This window comes from Mycobacterium sp. 1245499.0, assembly GCF_001673615.1.
Lineage (GTDB): Bacteria > Actinomycetota > Actinomycetes > Mycobacteriales > Mycobacteriaceae > Mycobacterium > Mycobacterium europaeum_A.
On the sequence record NZ_LZMG01000266.1, the window covers coordinates 1 to 14,131 of the forward strand.

A 14,131-nucleotide genomic window follows, 5' to 3' on the forward strand; every position below is an offset into this window, starting at 1 on the left:
CCGATATGGCGGCGACGATGACGATGGTGCGCAGCGACAGCACCCGCATCGGCAGCTGTACACGCGGTAGGACGCGAATGTCAGGCTCCTTCGGTGGGTTCGCCAATCCTTCTCGACAAACCTTGAGTACAACCCTCACAGCAGTACCGGTTCGGCGCGATCAAGCGCAGTGGCGTTTCGCAAGAATTTAACGCTAACCGCATCGCGCGCTCCCTCGTCACGTGCCAAAACCGGGCGGATTTTGCCCTGACCAGGGTGAGTGAGTACTCTCTCACCATGCTCGCGTCCGGACGTGACCGGCTGCTGTCCGCGGCCCTGCGGCTTTTTGCCGCCAAGGGCTATGCGGCGACGTCGGTGGCCGACATTCAGCGGGAATCCGGCCTGGCGCCGGGGTCCGGGGCCCTCTACAAGCACTTCGGCTCCAAGCGCGAACTCCTCGAGGCCGCGGTCGCGCACCGGATCGACAGCATCGTGGCCGCGCGCGAGCAATACGACGCGGGGCAACCGGGCAGCGTCGAGCGGGCGGTGCGCATCGCCGGCCAGCTCATCTGGAGCAACCTCAAGCAGAGCGAGGACCTGCTCAAGGTCATGCTGCGCGAGCCCGACGAGCTCGGCGATCTCGATGAGAAGACGTGGCAGGTGATCACCGACAACGCCTACCAACGCTTCGCCGACGAGCTGGCCGCGTCGAATCGGTCCGGCCGCACCAGCATTCCCGACCCCGAAGCGGCCGCGGCCGTCGCCATCGGCTCGCTGTCCTACGCGGCGACGCTGCAAGCGCTGACCGGTCGCCTGCCGGGCAACACCGACGAAGAACGCTACTTCGAGGCGTGGGTCAACCAAACGGTCAGCGTCCTCGCCCAGTACACAAACCCCCGAAAACCCTTGAACACCAATGATTCAGGAGCACAGCTGTGACATTCTCCATGCAACTGTCCGACGACGTGATCGAAGTGCGCGACTGGGTGCACAAGTTCGCGGCCGACATCATCCGTCCGGCCGCGGCCGAATGGGACGAACGGGAGGAAACGCCGTGGCCGGTGATTCAGGAGGCCGCGAAGGTGGGGCTCTACTCCCCCGACTTCTTCGCGCAGCAGGCCGCCGAAGAGACCGGGCTGGGGATGCTGACCGCGTTCGAGGAGATGTTCTGGGGTGACGCCGGGATTGCGCTGTCCATCATGGGCACCGGGCTGGCCGCGGCGGCGCTGGCCGGCAACGGCACCCCCGAGCAGCTGGGCCGCTGGCTGCCCGAAATGTTCGGCACCGCGGACGAACCCAAGCTGGGAGCCTTCTGCTCGTCGGAGCCCGACGCGGGGTCCGACGTCGGCGGCATCCGCACCCGGGCGCGCTACGACGAGGCGGCCAATGAGTGGGTGCTCAACGGCACCAAGACCTGGGCCACCAACGGTGGCATCGCCAACGTGCACATCGTGGTGGCCTCGGTCTATCCCGAGCTCGGCACCCGCGGCCAGGCCAGCTTCGTAATCGGTCCGGACACCAAAGGTTTGGCGCAAGGCCAGAAGTTCAAAAAGCACGGGATCCGCGCATCGCACACCGCCGAGGTGGTCCTCGACAACGTCCGCCTGCCCGAGGACGCCATCCTGGGCGGCCGGGAGAAATTCGAGGCCCGGATCGCCCGGGTCAAGTCGGGTGCCTCCACGGGTGGCCAGGCGGCGATGAAGACCTTCGAGCGCACCCGGCCCACGGTCGGAGCGATGGCCGTCGGCGTAGCACGGGCCGCCTACGAGTATGCCCTCGAATACGCCAGTCAGCGCGAGCAATTCGGTCGCAAGATCGGCGAATTCCAGGCCGTGGCGTTCAAGCTCGCGGATATGAAGAGCCGCATCGACGCGGCCCGGCTGCTGGTGTGGCGGGCCGGCTGGATGGCGCGCAACAACCAGAACTTCGACTCGGCCGAGGGTTCGATGGCCAAGCTTGTCGCGAGCGAGGCCGCGGTCTACGTCACCGACGAGGCCATCCAGATCTTGGGCGGCAACGGATACACCCGCGACTACCCGGTGGAGCGGATGCACCGCGACGCGAAGATCTTCACCATCTTCGAAGGCACCAGCGAGATCCAGCGTCTGGTGATCTCGCGGGCGCTGACCGGGCTGCCTATCCGCTAGCGGCCCTGCGGCGCGGCGGCGTCTGATAGCTTCTGCGGCACACCAACCGTTAGGAGCTGACGTGAAGCGTGCGGTCATCGCGGCACTCGGGATCGTCCTGGTTGGCTGCTGTGTCGGCGCGCCCCGGGCGACCGCGGACAACCCCGCGTGCACGGCGTCGACGTGTGCGTTTTTGTCCCCGTCCCGCAACATCAGTTGCGAGATCGACTACCAGCGCGATCCCGGCATCCCCGACGAGGCCTACTGCCAAACGAACGAGCCGCCCGCGTCCGTGCGCCTGTCCACCACCGGCGCGGTGACGAACTGCACGGGCATGTCGTGTCTGGGCAACGCCGGCATCGGCACGCCGGTTCTGGCCTACGACCACACCGCCGGAGTGGGTCCGTTCAGTTGCACCTCCAAGCCCGACGGAGTCACCTGCACGGTGTCCTCGGGCCGCGGCTTCACGATCTCCAACGCGGGGATCGCACCCGTCGGGTGACCTTGTGCGCCATACACATGATGACCGAATGAGCACCGAGATCCGGGTTCTCGACACCGAGGACGACCTCGTCGCCGCGGCCAGATTGTTTCGCACCGCGATGGTGGGTCTGCCGCCGCTGTCGAACCTGCCGCCCGGCCAGATCACCAAGCTGCTCGACCCCGGCCGCACCATCGGCGCGTTCGTCGACGGACAACTCGTCGGGACCGCGGACGCCGTGACGAGCACGCTGACCCTTCCCGGCGGGGCCAGGGTGAACCACGCCGCCGTGACCCACATCGGCGTGCTGCCGTCCTTCACCCGGCGCGGCATCGCCACCGCATTGGTCGGCCACCAGCTGCACGACGTCGCCACGCGCGGCGAGGTGGTCGCATCGTTGCGGGCCTCGGAGGCCACCATCTATGGCCGGTACGGCTACGGGGTGGCCAGTTCCTTTCAGAGCGTGGAAATCACGACCGCGCGGGCGGCGTTTCGGCCCGAAGTCGGGTCGGGCGGTCCGGTGCGCCTGCTGGACGCCGCCGAGGTCTGGGAACTCCTGCCCCGCATCTACGACACCAATCGACCGTCGCGGCCCGGCACCATCGACCGTCCCGGCGTGTGGTGGGAAAGCGCCCGGCTTCGCACCGAATCGTCTTCGGGGGCCTGGTATGTCGCGGTGCACGGCGACCGGGGCGCCGAATCGGGTTTCGTCCGCTACCGGCCGATCAATACCGAGAATTGGTTCGTCAGCGAGCAGCGCACCGTGGTGGTCGAAGACTTCTTCGCACCCACCGCCGACGCGTATCTCGGGTTGCTGCGTTTCCTGCTAGGCCTGGATCTGGTTGACCGCGTGCTGTTTTGGATGCTTCCCCTCGACGACACGCTGCCCTGGCTGTTCCTCGACCGCCGGGCGGTGAAGGTCACCGCGGTGCACGACGAAACATGGCTGCGGGTCATCGACGCGCAGCGTGCGCTGGCGGCACGCTCCTATGTCGGCGACGGAATCGTGACGATCGCGGTGAATGACCCACTGCTGCCGGATAATTCGGCGAACTTCAGCATCACCGGTGACGGCGCCGAACCGACGACGCGCGGCGCCGACGTCCGCGTCGGGATCGAGGGACTGGGCGCCGCGCTGCTCGGTGGCACAACCTGGCGCAGCCTCGCCGAAGCCGGCCTGGCCCGCGCCGACGATCCGGTGGCGCTGGATGTGGCCGATCGGCTGTTCGCGGTCCCCGAGGCACCGCACGCCGGGACGTTCTTCTGACCGGTCAGCGGTTCGGGTCCGACCGCTGCACCGCCAGGCGTATCCCGGCCGCGACCACATCGGGCTGGTGAACCTGGATGAAGTGGTCACTGCCGGTGGCGATCAGGTGCGGGGTCTGGGGCCGCAGCGCGATCAGATCCGCGGAGGCGTCTCGCCACGCCTGTTCCAGCTTCGCGCCCTCCTCGGGTGCAACGGTGCCCGGGATCGCGAACGGCTCGGTCCTTGTCAGCACGACGGTCGGGACCGGCGGGAAAGCCGGGGCCGCGCCGACTTGTTCGACGCTCTTGTCGATGTCGATCTCCTCGAACGTCGGCGAATTCGCGAACTGGGGCAACGGCTGGTCCAACGCTTGGCGATACGTCGGCCAGTCCGGTCCGAGCAGACTCGGTATCTCGACCGGGAACGCGTCGACGAACGCCAGGGCCCGCACCTGAGCCGGGTACGTCTGGGCATACAACCGGATGAACAGCCCGCCGAGCGAGTGACCGACCAGAACGTACGGGCCCGGAAGGTGGGCGGCGGCCAGTAACGCATGCAGATCTTGGACCACGTCCCGCGCGGTGCGCGGCATCGGAACCGGTGAGCTGCGGTCGGTGATGCTGGGCGGATCGGGATAACGCAGCGTGCCGGGCCGGTCGTAGGCGCAGACTCGGTGATCAGCGGCCAGGGCCGTCAATACGGCCGGGCCGATGGCCGGTGCGGTGGCGTCGGAGTTACTCCACGGATCCGATGAGTTGTGATAGCCGGACTCCAAAATTATTGTCGGGCCGCCTTTTCCGCGGCACGTGAGATAGAGGTGCCGCCCATTGCCGATCTCGACCGGGCCCGCGAAATCACCGCCAGATCGGGGTGCGCCGCGCTCCGCCGCGTCGCCGCACCCCGCCAGCGCGATCAGCAACGCGAGGGTCAGCAGGCATCGGCGAACACCCGCATTGATTCTTCGGACCTCTCGCATCGCACGCATCGCGCTATTGTGCGGGTAAGCCGGCCCCACGTGAAGCATGGCCACCAGGATGCAACGAGCGAACGCGGCCGGCGCACCGGCTTCGAGCCCGGCTATAGCTACGCGCGCAACTACATCGGTCTATTCCCCGCGGGCTCACCTGATGCAGCGGGCGTTTCACTCGCCGGGCATCCTGATCCTCGCCGGAGGACCGCTGATGACGGGTGGGCTCGACAACGCAAGCGCCCGTACCCTTTTGGGTGTTGCCTTACTGCTCACTGCTGACGCGGACTACCCGCGTCGCCGCACGATCCGGGTCTCCACCGCGCCCAAGGCGCCGTCGGTGAGCTTGCCCAGGCCGGCCAACAGCACGATGGCCAGCAGCATGACGTCGGTGCGGCCGGTGTTCTGGCTGTCGATGAGCAGGAACCCGAGTCCCTTCGAGGACGCGATCAGTTCGGCTGCGACCACGAACAGCCACGCGTTGGCCAACCCCAGCCGCAGTCCGTTCACCAGCTCGGGGGCCGCGGCGGGCAGCATCACCGCCGTCAACAGCGAGGCACCGTGGCGCCCGTAGGCTCGCCCGACCTCCAGCAGGTGGGGGTCGATGTGGGCGAGCGCCGATGCCGTCGTCGTATACACCGGAAAGAATGCACCGATGGCGACCATCAGGATTTTCGGCGTCTCGTCGATGCCAAACCACAAGAGCAGCAACGGCACCCACGCCAAGGACGGCACGGTCCGGAAGGCGGCCAGCGTGGGCGCCAGCAGCCTGCGCACGGTGACCGACAACCCCACCAGTGAGCCCAACGCGAGCGCCACGCCGGCCCCGGCCAGGTAGCCGATCAGCACCCGCGAACCGCTGGCCTCCAGATGGGTCCATAGCTCGCCGTGCCGAAGCAACCCACCGAGTGCGGACACCACGTCGCCGGGAGGCGGCAGCTGGCTGGGAGCGAAGAACCCGGTGACCGCCGTGGCAAGCTGCCAGATCACCAGCAGCAATACCGGAACGATCAGGCCGACCAGCGCCACCGGCAATTTCGCCAGCCGCCCGGCCTTCGGCGTCAGTGCGCCTGCTGGGCGAACTTCGGCTCGAACAGTGTGTTCAGTGCGCTGCGGCCGGCGTCCTCGGATTTGATGTCGCCGTCCGCCACGGCCAGCGGCACCACCCTGGTCAGCACCGCGCGCAGCGAATCGTCCGGCACCGGCGAGATGTCCAACGCCGTTCGGCCCAGCTCCTCTTGCGCCACGCTCAGCGGTACTTTCGCCTGCGAGGCCAGCAATGCCGCCAGCTCGGCCGGGTGCTTCGTCGCCCACTTGCGGGCCTCCTCGTAGGTATTGACCACCAACTGGACGGAATCGGGATGCACCGAGACGAAGTCCTCACGCACGTTCAAGACACCGCCGGAGTTGAAATCGGGGTTGCGGTAGATGATGCGGGAACCCTGCTGCTGAATCGTCTCGGCCATGAACGGGTCCAATCCGGACCACGCGTCGACGTCGCCGCGCTCCAGAGCGGTTTTGCCGTCGGCATGCTGCAGGTTGACGACCTCGATGTCGGCGGGCGAAAGCCCCGCCGTGGCAAGCGATTGCAACAGGAAGAAGTACGGGTCGGTCCCCTTCGTGACCGCGACCTTCTTGCCCTTCAGGTCGGCCACGGAGTTGATGGGTGAGTTCTTGGCGACAACGAGCGCCGTCCACTCCCCTTTGGCGTACACGTCGACGGTCTTGATCGGTGTGCCATTGGCCCGCGCCAACAGGGCGGGCGAACCGCCGGTGGAGCCGAAGTCCAGGGCCTTCGACCGTAGCCCCTCGTTGGCCTTGTTACTGCCCTGCGACAACACCCAGGTGACGTTATAACCCTGCTTTTCGAGCAGGTGCTGATCGCGGATGACCAGGCTCAGCGGGTTGTAGTAGGCGTAGTCCAGGTGCAGGTCCTTCGCCGTCGCCGTGCCATTGCTCGAACCGCAGGCCGACGCCGCGGCAACTGTTACGGCCGCCATCGCCATCGTCGTCAGATACCGCCGTTTCACGACGTTTTCGCCTCCTCATCGATCGCGGACGACGCGGTTGCACCACTGCGTCGGGGCACGCCGAGTTCGTCCAGTAGCTGATCACGCAGCGCGGTGATGCGCGGGTAGCCGCGGTCGCGTGGTTTGGGAATCGGGATGTCGAATTCCGCGACGATCCCGGCGCCGCCGGTCGCATCGGCGCGCAGGATCAGAACCCGGTCGGCGAGAATCACCGCCTCGTCCACGTCGTGCGTCACCAGCACCGTGGTGGTGCCGGCCTCTTGTTGCACCGTGTCCAGGAGGTCCTGCATGCGCAGGCGGGTCAACGCATCGAGGGCGGCCAGCGGCTCGTCGAGCAGCAGGACGCTGGGGCGCCGGGCCAGAGCCCGGGCCAGGCCAGCGCGTTGCGCCATACCGCCGGACACCTGCCGCGGGTAGTGATCGCGAAACTTGGTCAGGCCGACGACGTCCAGCCAGTGCTGCACTGCGGCAAGGCCTTTCGACCGCCCAGCACCCGGCGTCAGGCCGAACTCGACGTTGGCCGACAGCGACCGCCAGGGCAGCAGGCGGGGTTCCTGGAACACCACGGCGCAGCGCGGGTCGATCCCCCGGACGGATTCGCCGTCGATCTCGATCCGTCCGGCGGTGGGCAGGTCCAGGCCGGCGATCAGTCGCAGCAGCGTCGATTTGCCGCTGCCCGACGCCCCCAGCAAGGCGACGACCTCGCCCGGTTCGATTTCGACGTCGACGTCGTGCAGCACGGTGTGCGTGCCGAACGTGCGGTTGACGCCGCGAAGTGACACACGCGCCGGTGCCGGATTGCTCGTCGTCACCCGGGCAGCCTAGGGACGTCCCCGGCCGGCCGCCAGGTTTGCATTGATCATGATTCGAATGTGGCCTATTGCGCCCGAACGAATCCCGCGCCGACGGCCGGATTGAGCCCGGCGTCGCGCAGCACCGCGGTGGCGGTATCCGGCTGGACCGCACCGTCGGGCAGCGTGGCCGCCGGTATCGCCTTGATGCGGTAGAGGAAGTCGGTAGCCGTCTTGATCAGGTCGGCGCTCTCACCGGTGGGCGCGAACGGAAGGCGCAGCCGGATGCCCTCGGTGCTGCCGCCTTGGTCGGCGGGCCATTTGCGGTAGAGCGAGTCGCGCAGGTCGGCCGCGGAATAGCCCTCCGTTTGGCTCTGGGCGAGGCGCACGATCTCGTCGGCATTGGCCGGATCGGCGAGGTAACGCTGGGCGTCGAGTTCCGCCTTCAGCCAGCTCTTGGCGATGTCGGGATGCCTGTCGGTGAACTCCTTGTCCATTACCAGGAATCCGCCGTCGTGCTGGCCGGTAAGCGCGCCGCTCGCAACGCGTTTGGCCAGTCCGGCGTTGATCAGTTTCGACGGCACCGGCTCCCAGACGATGGCGGCGTCGATGGTGTGGTTCTGGAAGCTCGACGTGATCACCTCGATGCTCTGGTTGAGATAGGCGGCCGGTTTGATGCCCAGGGCATCGAAGCTGGCCTGGGCGATACGGTCGGTGCAGCTGCCCTGTGGCGTGGCGACGGTCTTGCCGTTGAACCAGGCCAGCGCGTCGCGTTGGTTGGCGAAGTTGGGCGCGTCGGGCCGCACCAGGAACACGCCGCATTGGTCTTCTGAAAGCCCCAGTGTGGCAACGATTCGCAAGTCTCGGGTGCTGCGCTTGCTCACCCCGACGATGGACGGCATGTCGCCCACGTAGCCGATCTGCTGTTTGCCGGCCAGCAGCTGGCTCACCACGATCGAGCCCTGCAGGCCGACCTGGAAGTCCACCGTCGAGCCGCTCGGCAGGTACTTCTTCCAGAATTCCTTGCCCCGCATGACGACACCCGACCACGCCTCGGTGTAATACGGCTGGTAGCCGACGGTGAGGTGCACCGCCCCGCCGCCAGAGACGATGTCTTTGCCGCCGATATTGCCGACAGCCGCGCAGCCGACGGCGGTCTGCATCGTTATCAGGGCAACGGCGAGGGTGTGTTTCAGTCGCATCGGCGTCTTTCTGTCGTCAGCGGTGCGCAGCTGTCGGGGCTCGCAACAGCTCCATGGCACGGTGTTTGATGTCTTGCAGGCGGTCGTCGTTCAGTAGATCGATCCGCTGGCGGGGGCGGGCCAGCTCGATGGCGAACTCCTCGCGCACCCGGGCGGGACGCCCCGTCATCACCAGCAGCCGGTCCGCAAGCAGCAGCGCCTCGTCGAGATCCGTGGTGATGAACAGGACCGTCCGGCCTTGCTCGGCAAGGAGTTCGGCCGTGTACTCCTGCATCAGCTCGCGGGTCATCGCGTCGAGTCCCCGGAAGGGCTCGTCGAGGATCAGCACCGCGGGCTCGTTGATCAGCGCGCGAGCCAACTCGGCGCGGCGCCGCATGCCGCCGGAAAGCTCTGCGGGATAACGGTTGGCGAATTCGGCGAGTCCCACCCGAGCCAGGACGGCATCCGCGCGCTGCCGCGCCGCCACCCTGTCCGCGCCGCGCGCACGCGGTCCGAACATGACGTTTTCGGCGGTCGTCAGCCACGGCATCAGCGCGTTCTCTTGAAACAGCAGCAGGCGGTCGGCTGAGGGTCCGCGGGCCTCTTTGCCGTCGACGGCGATCAGGCCGCTGCTGGGCCGGTGATAACCAGCCAGCAGGTATCCGATGGTCGTCTTGCCACCGCCCGAGGGTCCGATCATCGCGACGATCTCGCCGGGTTCGATGCGCAGCGAGCAGTCGTCGACGACGTGGACGTCCTCCCGTCCCTTACGGACGTGGAAGGACACGCGATCGAAAAGGACCGCGCCGGTCCGGTTTCCGGTCATGCCGCCACGCGCCGCCATGGCATGAGGCGGTTTCCCAGCGCGCGCACGAGGCCGCTCGACAGGTAGCCCGCGATGCCCAGGCTGATCATCGCCACGACGACCCGCGGTAAGTTGTTGCCCTCGTAGGCGTTCCACACCAGAAAGCCCAGCCCGCCGTCACCGGACTGCTGGCCGCCGCCGGAAATGAGCTCGGCGGCCACCACCACCTCCCACGTGATGCCCATGCCGACGGCCGCCCCGGTGACCAATGACGGCAGCAGCGCGGGCAGCAGCACCCGTCGAAAGACGTATGAGCGGCTTGCGCCCATCGACCGCGCGGCCAGCACGTGCCTGCGGTCGATTTGTTCGGCACCGCCGACCGTGTTGAGCACGATCGGAAAGAGTGCACCCAGGAAGGTCACGAAGGTGATGGACAGCTCCTGAGTCGGCCAGAAGATGATCGCGATCGGCACCCACGCCAATGGCGGTACCGGCCGCAGCGATTCGAATACCGGGAACACCACGCGTTTGAACCAGGGACGGGTCGCCATCAGCAGGCCTAGCGTGCCGCCCACCAGTAGCGCCACGGCGAAGCCGGCCAGCACTCGCTGAAACGACAGCGACCAGCTGTTCCAATAGCCCGGCCTGGCAAGGAGTTTCAGGAAGTCGACGATCACCGCGGAGGGCGCCGGTAGCTGCCCCACCACGGGCACGCTGACACCGATCCAGTTGCCGAGCCGGGTGGCCAGCTCCCAGCCGGCGGCGAAGACGACGATGCCGATCGCGCCGCGCCTCAGCGCCGATGCGTCCGCGTGGTCGGCGCGCCGGAACAGCGTCGTCACTGCGCCATCTCCCGCTCGCCCGCGTCGAAGGCACGCTTGGCTTCGTCGCGAACCGCCTCGGAGACCTCGCCGACGAGTTCACGAAAGTAGGGTGCGGTGATCAGGTCGCGGTCGCGCGGGCGGTCGAGGTCGACCTCGATCGTGGTCTTGGCCCGGCCGGGCCGGGTCGTCATCACGGTGACACGACTGCCCAGGTAGACGGCTTCCTCGATGTCGTGGGTGATGAAAAGCACTGTGACGGCGGACTTGTCGTAGATCTGCAGCAGCGCATCGTGCATCGCGGAGCGCGAGATCGCGTCCATCCCCCGAAACGGCTCATCGAGCAGCAGCACGGTCGGCTCCATGACCAGCGCGCGCAGAATCTCGACGCGGCGTTGCACGCCGCTGGACAGTTCGCCCGGGTAACTGCGCGCCACCTCGCCCAGGCCGACGTTGTGCAGGCGCTCGACGGCGATCTCGGCCGCGTCCCGGCGGCTCAGTCGCCGCTGGGCCACCAGGCCGTAGCTCACGTTCTCGGCGACCGTGAACCACGGGAACAAGGTGCTGTCCTGGAAGACCACTACCCGGTCCGGGCCGATCGTCGCGGTGGGACGACCTGGGCCGCAGAGCAATTCGCCGTCCAGTTGGATTCGGCCCGAGGTGATGTCGGTGAATCCGGCGACGGCTCCCAGCAGCGTGCTCTTTCCGCATCCCGACGGTCCGACGATGACGTGCAGTTCGCCCGCGGCGATGTCGAGGCTGAAATCCTCCACCGCCACCACCGGGGTGCCCGTCGTCCGGTACGCCTTGCCGACACCGCTCAGGACGAGGTTTCCCCCGCTCATGACCCGATGCTCCGGGCCCGGTAGGCCATCAGCCGGTCACCGAGCAGTCGGATCAAAGCGCTGCTGGCGAAACCGATCACACCGAGGGTGATCATCGCGATCACGATCGTCGGGTAGCGGGTGGTCGTGTACGAGGCGTTGATCAGATAACCGAGGCCGAACTGGCCGGCGATCATCTCCCCCGCGACCAACGAGAACCATGCGACGCCCATGCCGATCTGCAGGCCGGTGAAGATGTAGGGCAGCGATCCCGGAATCACCACGGTGCGCAGCACCTCGCGCGGGCCGGCGCCCAGACACTGCGCCGCCCGAATCAGGTTCTGGTCGATCGACTGGACCCCGAGCAACGTGTTCAACGTGACCGCGTAGAACGCTGCCAGGTACGTCAGGAAAATGACCGAGCCCTCCCTGCTGTGAAACATCAGCATTGCCAAGGGAACCCACGCGAGGATGGGGATGGGTCGGATCAACTCGAAGATGGGAAAGGTGTACTGACGAAATCGCGATGACCACCCCAGCAGCAGGCCGAGCGGGATTCCGGTGACCAGCGCCGCCGCGAAGGCCAGGGCTACGCGCCGAACGCTCGCCCAGATGTGCTCGTAATACGACGCCGTGAAAATGGATGTGCCGTAGGCCGGGTTCGGGCTGAGCCACTCCCGGATCACCTCGGTCGGACCGGGAAGGCCGCGAAATCGCGGCAGCGCCAGCACGTCGACGCTCAGATACCAGCCGCCGAGGAACAGGACGAAGCCGAGCAATGCCAACGGCAATGTGGGCGACAGGATCCGGCGGCGGCCGGGCCGCGGCGCGGCCACGGTGCCGTGCGGGACCGTCAGGGGAATCGGCTCGGTAGAAAGGGCGCTCACGAGCTACCTTTCTAGGAGGACGGCGGCCCCGCGGCGCGAGTCGTCAGCGAGCGACTCGGTCAGGCCGCAGCGGCATGCTGGGACAAATCGGTGTCATCATTTCCGCACCGATGCCCTGGTGCAAGAATATGGATCGCCTTGACCCGAACTGCGTCGGCGCGGCGGCGGTGCCCGATGCCCCCGGAACGCAGACAGCCGGCTCCCGAGCGAGCGGGAACCGGCTGTGTGCCGTGGTCAGCTGGCGTCAGCCGTGCGGCGCCTCGGAGATCTTGGTGTCCGGCTTGCCGAGCGTCTGGCAGTAGGTCGTCACCGACAGGCGCGTGGCGGAAATCTCCACATTGGTCGGGTCGTTACCGCTCTTGTCTTTGAGCATCTTGCTCACTTCGTCGTTCTGCTTCTTCTCGTCCTGCGTGGTGAAGTCCTTGCACTTGGTGTCCCCGCCGGTGTTGATGACCTGAGAGGCCGAACACGCGCTGGACAGCAGGACGGAGATCGCGATCGCAGCTGCCGCAATATACTTCATCATTTGCCTTCCTGGGTGCGAGTAGTGGTATCAGTACACCAAATCGCCTGATTTCAAACCCCGAATGGCGGCCCGGACCGATGACCGCCGTGTTTGCAGGGACGGCGTGGCAGCGGCCACATCGCGGCGCCGCCGCGTCCGGTTGCGCGCAGTGGGAATAACCGCCCGGGTGACCTCGCGTTCTACCATCGGCGGTCGGCCGCGTATGCGCATCAGGTCTGAAAGGGGAGGAAGCTCAGTGACCTCGTCGAATGTGCGCAGCGGCCGCGGCGGCGTCACCGGAGCCGGGCGCGAGGCGGCGGGTACGGGGGCGCTGTTCGTCAGCGTGCTGGCGCTGCTGCTGGCAACGGGATGGGTCGCCAACCACTTCGTCGGGCTGATGCCGGTGATCAGCGACCGGGCCCACCTCAGCACGACCACCCTCGACGGGATCTTCGGCATCTACGCGCTGGGATTGCTTCCCGGGTTGCTCGTGGGCGGGCGCGCGTCGGACACGCTCGGGCGCCGGCCGGTGGCGCTGACCGGATCGGTGGCCGCGCTGACGGGAACGGCGGTCATGCTGCTGTCCCAGCACGCGGGCGCGCTGCTGCTGGGTCGCCTGATCGTCGGGATCGGTGTGGGCCTCGCGATCAGTTCGTGCACCGCGTGGGCCTCGGATCTGCGCGGCCCCGCCGGCGCCGCGACCGCCGGGGCGGTACTCACGGCGGGTTTCGCCGTCGGACCGTTCGTCGGTGGGTTCATCGCGTGGGCCGGACGATCCGGCATCCGGGTGTCGTTCGCCGTCGCCGCTGCCATCGTGGTGCTGGCAACGTGCGCCGTCATCGGTGCGGCCCGCCGCGCCGAGGAGGCGCGCCCGGCCGCCGGGTACGACTCGGGGCGGGTAGCCCCGGCCGCCCCGGCCGCGCGGGGAGTCAGCCGGGCCCTGAGTTGGGCCATACCGCTGGCGCCATGGGTGTACGCCTCGGCGACACTGGGATTCGTCACCATCCCCACCCGGCTGCACACCGCGCTCGCGGCTCCCCTGGCGGCCGGCACGGCCACCCTGATCGTCAACGGTGTCAGCGGCGTCGTACAGGTTCTGGCCCGCGCGCTTCGGTGGGGTCCGCAGTCTGGCACCGTCGGTGCGGTGCTGGCGGCGCTCGGCTACACGGTAGCCGCACTGGCGCCCCCGGCGCTGACCCCGACGTTGGGTCTCCCGCTGTTTGTGGTTCTCGGCTGCGCCTCGGGCCTGTGCCTGCGTGAAGGCCTGATCGACCTCGAGGCCGCCGCGCCGCCACGCCTGCGCGGGGCTCTGACCGGAGTGTTCTACGTCGTCACGTACGTCGGCTTTGCCCTGCCGCTGATCCTGGCCACCGTCGGCTCGGCGGTTTCGGTGGTGATCCTGTCCGTGATGGCCGTGCTGGCCACCGTAACGGCGGTCGCCCGGGCGGTGCGGTTACGCCGAGACAGCCACCGCCAGGACTGATTCCT

At 67.6% G+C, this 14,131-nt stretch carries 15 protein-coding genes; 5 read left to right on the forward strand and 10 right to left on the reverse strand.

Annotated elements, in window-relative coordinates:
- Positions 1–276 precede the first annotated feature (276 nt).
- From A5646_RS15190 to A5646_RS15205, 4 genes are all read left to right on the forward strand, one after another.
- On the forward strand, positions 277–918 hold the full coding sequence (locus A5646_RS15190) for a TetR/AcrR family transcriptional regulator (protein ID WP_066870086.1): 642 nt from the start codon (positions 277–279) through the stop codon (positions 916–918).
- On the forward strand, positions 915–2,126 hold the full coding sequence (locus tag A5646_RS15195; protein WP_066870083.1) for an acyl-CoA dehydrogenase family protein: 1,212 nt from the start codon (positions 915–917) through the stop codon (positions 2,124–2,126). Before A5646_RS15190 ends, A5646_RS15195 begins: the two co-directional genes overlap by 4 nt.
- Positions 2,127–2,187: 61 nt before the next feature.
- Positions 2,188–2,607: a hypothetical protein gene (locus A5646_RS15200; RefSeq protein WP_067022392.1), complete on the forward strand. Its 420-nt coding sequence runs from the start codon at positions 2,188–2,190 to the stop codon at positions 2,605–2,607.
- Positions 2,608–2,635: 28 nt separating this feature from the next.
- Positions 2,636–3,853, forward strand: coding sequence for a GNAT family N-acetyltransferase (locus tag A5646_RS15205; protein ID WP_067022394.1), 1,218 nt, complete (start codon positions 2,636–2,638; stop codon positions 3,851–3,853).
- A gap of 4 nt (positions 3,854–3,857) precedes the next feature.
- Here the strand turns inward: A5646_RS15205 and A5646_RS15210 are convergent, their stop codons facing one another.
- The 10 genes from A5646_RS15210 to A5646_RS15255 all read right to left on the reverse strand — a co-directional run bounded on the left by A5646_RS15210 (position 3,858) and on the right by A5646_RS15255 (position 12,664).
- Positions 3,858–4,817 carry an alpha/beta fold hydrolase gene (locus A5646_RS15210; RefSeq protein WP_197505206.1) on the reverse strand — a complete coding sequence of 320 codons (960 nt, stop codon included), beginning with the start codon at positions 4,815–4,817 and terminating at the stop codon, positions 3,858–3,860.
- A gap of 270 nt (positions 4,818–5,087) precedes the next feature.
- On the reverse strand, positions 5,088–5,789 hold the full coding sequence (locus A5646_RS15215; protein WP_067022510.1) for an ABC transporter permease: 702 nt from the start codon (positions 5,787–5,789) through the stop codon (positions 5,088–5,090).
- A 71-nt stretch (positions 5,790–5,860) separates the two neighbouring features.
- Positions 5,861–6,829: an aliphatic sulfonate ABC transporter substrate-binding protein gene (locus A5646_RS15220; protein WP_067022399.1), complete on the reverse strand. Its 969-nt coding sequence runs from the start codon at positions 6,827–6,829 to the stop codon at positions 5,861–5,863.
- Positions 6,826–7,611: an ABC transporter ATP-binding protein gene (locus A5646_RS15225; RefSeq protein WP_082984756.1), complete on the reverse strand. Its 786-nt coding sequence runs from the start codon at positions 7,609–7,611 to the stop codon at positions 6,826–6,828. The genes A5646_RS15220 and A5646_RS15225 overlap by 4 nt, the downstream gene beginning before the upstream one ends.
- Positions 7,612–7,706: 95 nt before the next feature.
- Positions 7,707–8,783: an ABC transporter substrate-binding protein gene (locus A5646_RS15230; RefSeq protein ID WP_231998337.1), complete on the reverse strand. Its 1,077-nt coding sequence runs from the start codon at positions 8,781–8,783 to the stop codon at positions 7,707–7,709.
- A gap of 55 nt (positions 8,784–8,838) precedes the next feature.
- Positions 8,839–9,627, reverse strand: a complete 789-nt coding sequence (locus A5646_RS15235) for an ABC transporter ATP-binding protein (protein WP_231998338.1) — start codon at positions 9,625–9,627, stop codon at positions 8,839–8,841.
- Positions 9,624–10,448, reverse strand: coding sequence for an ABC transporter permease (locus A5646_RS15240; RefSeq protein WP_067022408.1), 825 nt, complete (start codon positions 10,446–10,448; stop codon positions 9,624–9,626). The genes A5646_RS15235 and A5646_RS15240 overlap by 4 nt, the downstream gene beginning before the upstream one ends.
- Positions 10,445–11,272: an ABC transporter ATP-binding protein gene (locus A5646_RS15245; RefSeq protein ID WP_067022410.1), complete on the reverse strand. Its 828-nt coding sequence runs from the start codon at positions 11,270–11,272 to the stop codon at positions 10,445–10,447. Before A5646_RS15245 ends, A5646_RS15240 begins: the two co-directional genes overlap by 4 nt.
- Positions 11,269–12,138: an ABC transporter permease gene (locus tag A5646_RS15250; protein ID WP_082984757.1), complete on the reverse strand. Its 870-nt coding sequence runs from the start codon at positions 12,136–12,138 to the stop codon at positions 11,269–11,271. The genes A5646_RS15245 and A5646_RS15250 overlap by 4 nt, the downstream gene beginning before the upstream one ends.
- Positions 12,139–12,382: 244 nt before the next feature.
- Entirely contained in the window at positions 12,383–12,664 is a 282-nt protein-coding gene (locus A5646_RS15255) for a hypothetical protein (RefSeq protein ID WP_066867409.1), read from the reverse strand.
- Positions 12,665–12,899: 235 nt separating this feature from the next.
- On the opposite strand from A5646_RS15255, the gene A5646_RS15260 reads away from it, so the two are divergent.
- Positions 12,900–14,126 (forward strand): MFS transporter, encoded by a 1,227-nt coding sequence (locus A5646_RS15260; protein ID WP_067022412.1) that lies wholly within the window; start codon positions 12,900–12,902, stop codon positions 14,124–14,126.
- Positions 14,127–14,131: the final 5 nt, after the last annotated feature.

Bases quoted from the DNA above. Each gene is read 5' to 3' on its own strand.
- A5646_RS15235 (WP_231998338.1), bottom strand. From the start codon at position 9,627: ATGACCGGAAACCGGACCGGCGCGGTCCTTTTCGATCGCGTGTCCTTC.
- A5646_RS15230 (WP_231998337.1), bottom strand. From the start codon at position 8,783: ATGCAGACCGCCGTCGGCTGCGCGGCTGTCGGCAATATCGGCGGCAAA.
- A5646_RS15190 (WP_066870086.1), top strand. From the start codon at position 277: ATGCTCGCGTCCGGACGTGACCGGCTGCTGTCCGCGGCCCTGCGGCTT.
- A5646_RS15245 (WP_067022410.1), bottom strand. From the start codon at position 11,272: ATGAGCGGGGGAAACCTCGTCCTGAGCGGTGTCGGCAAGGCGTACCGG.
- A5646_RS15255 (WP_066867409.1), bottom strand. From the start codon at position 12,664: ATGATGAAGTATATTGCGGCAGCTGCGATCGCGATCTCCGTCCTGCTG.
- A5646_RS15205 (WP_067022394.1), top strand. From the start codon at position 2,636: ATGAGCACCGAGATCCGGGTTCTCGACACCGAGGACGACCTCGTCGCC.
- A5646_RS15210 (WP_197505206.1), bottom strand. From the start codon at position 4,817: ATGCGTGCGATGCGAGAGGTCCGAAGAATCAATGCGGGTGTTCGCCGA.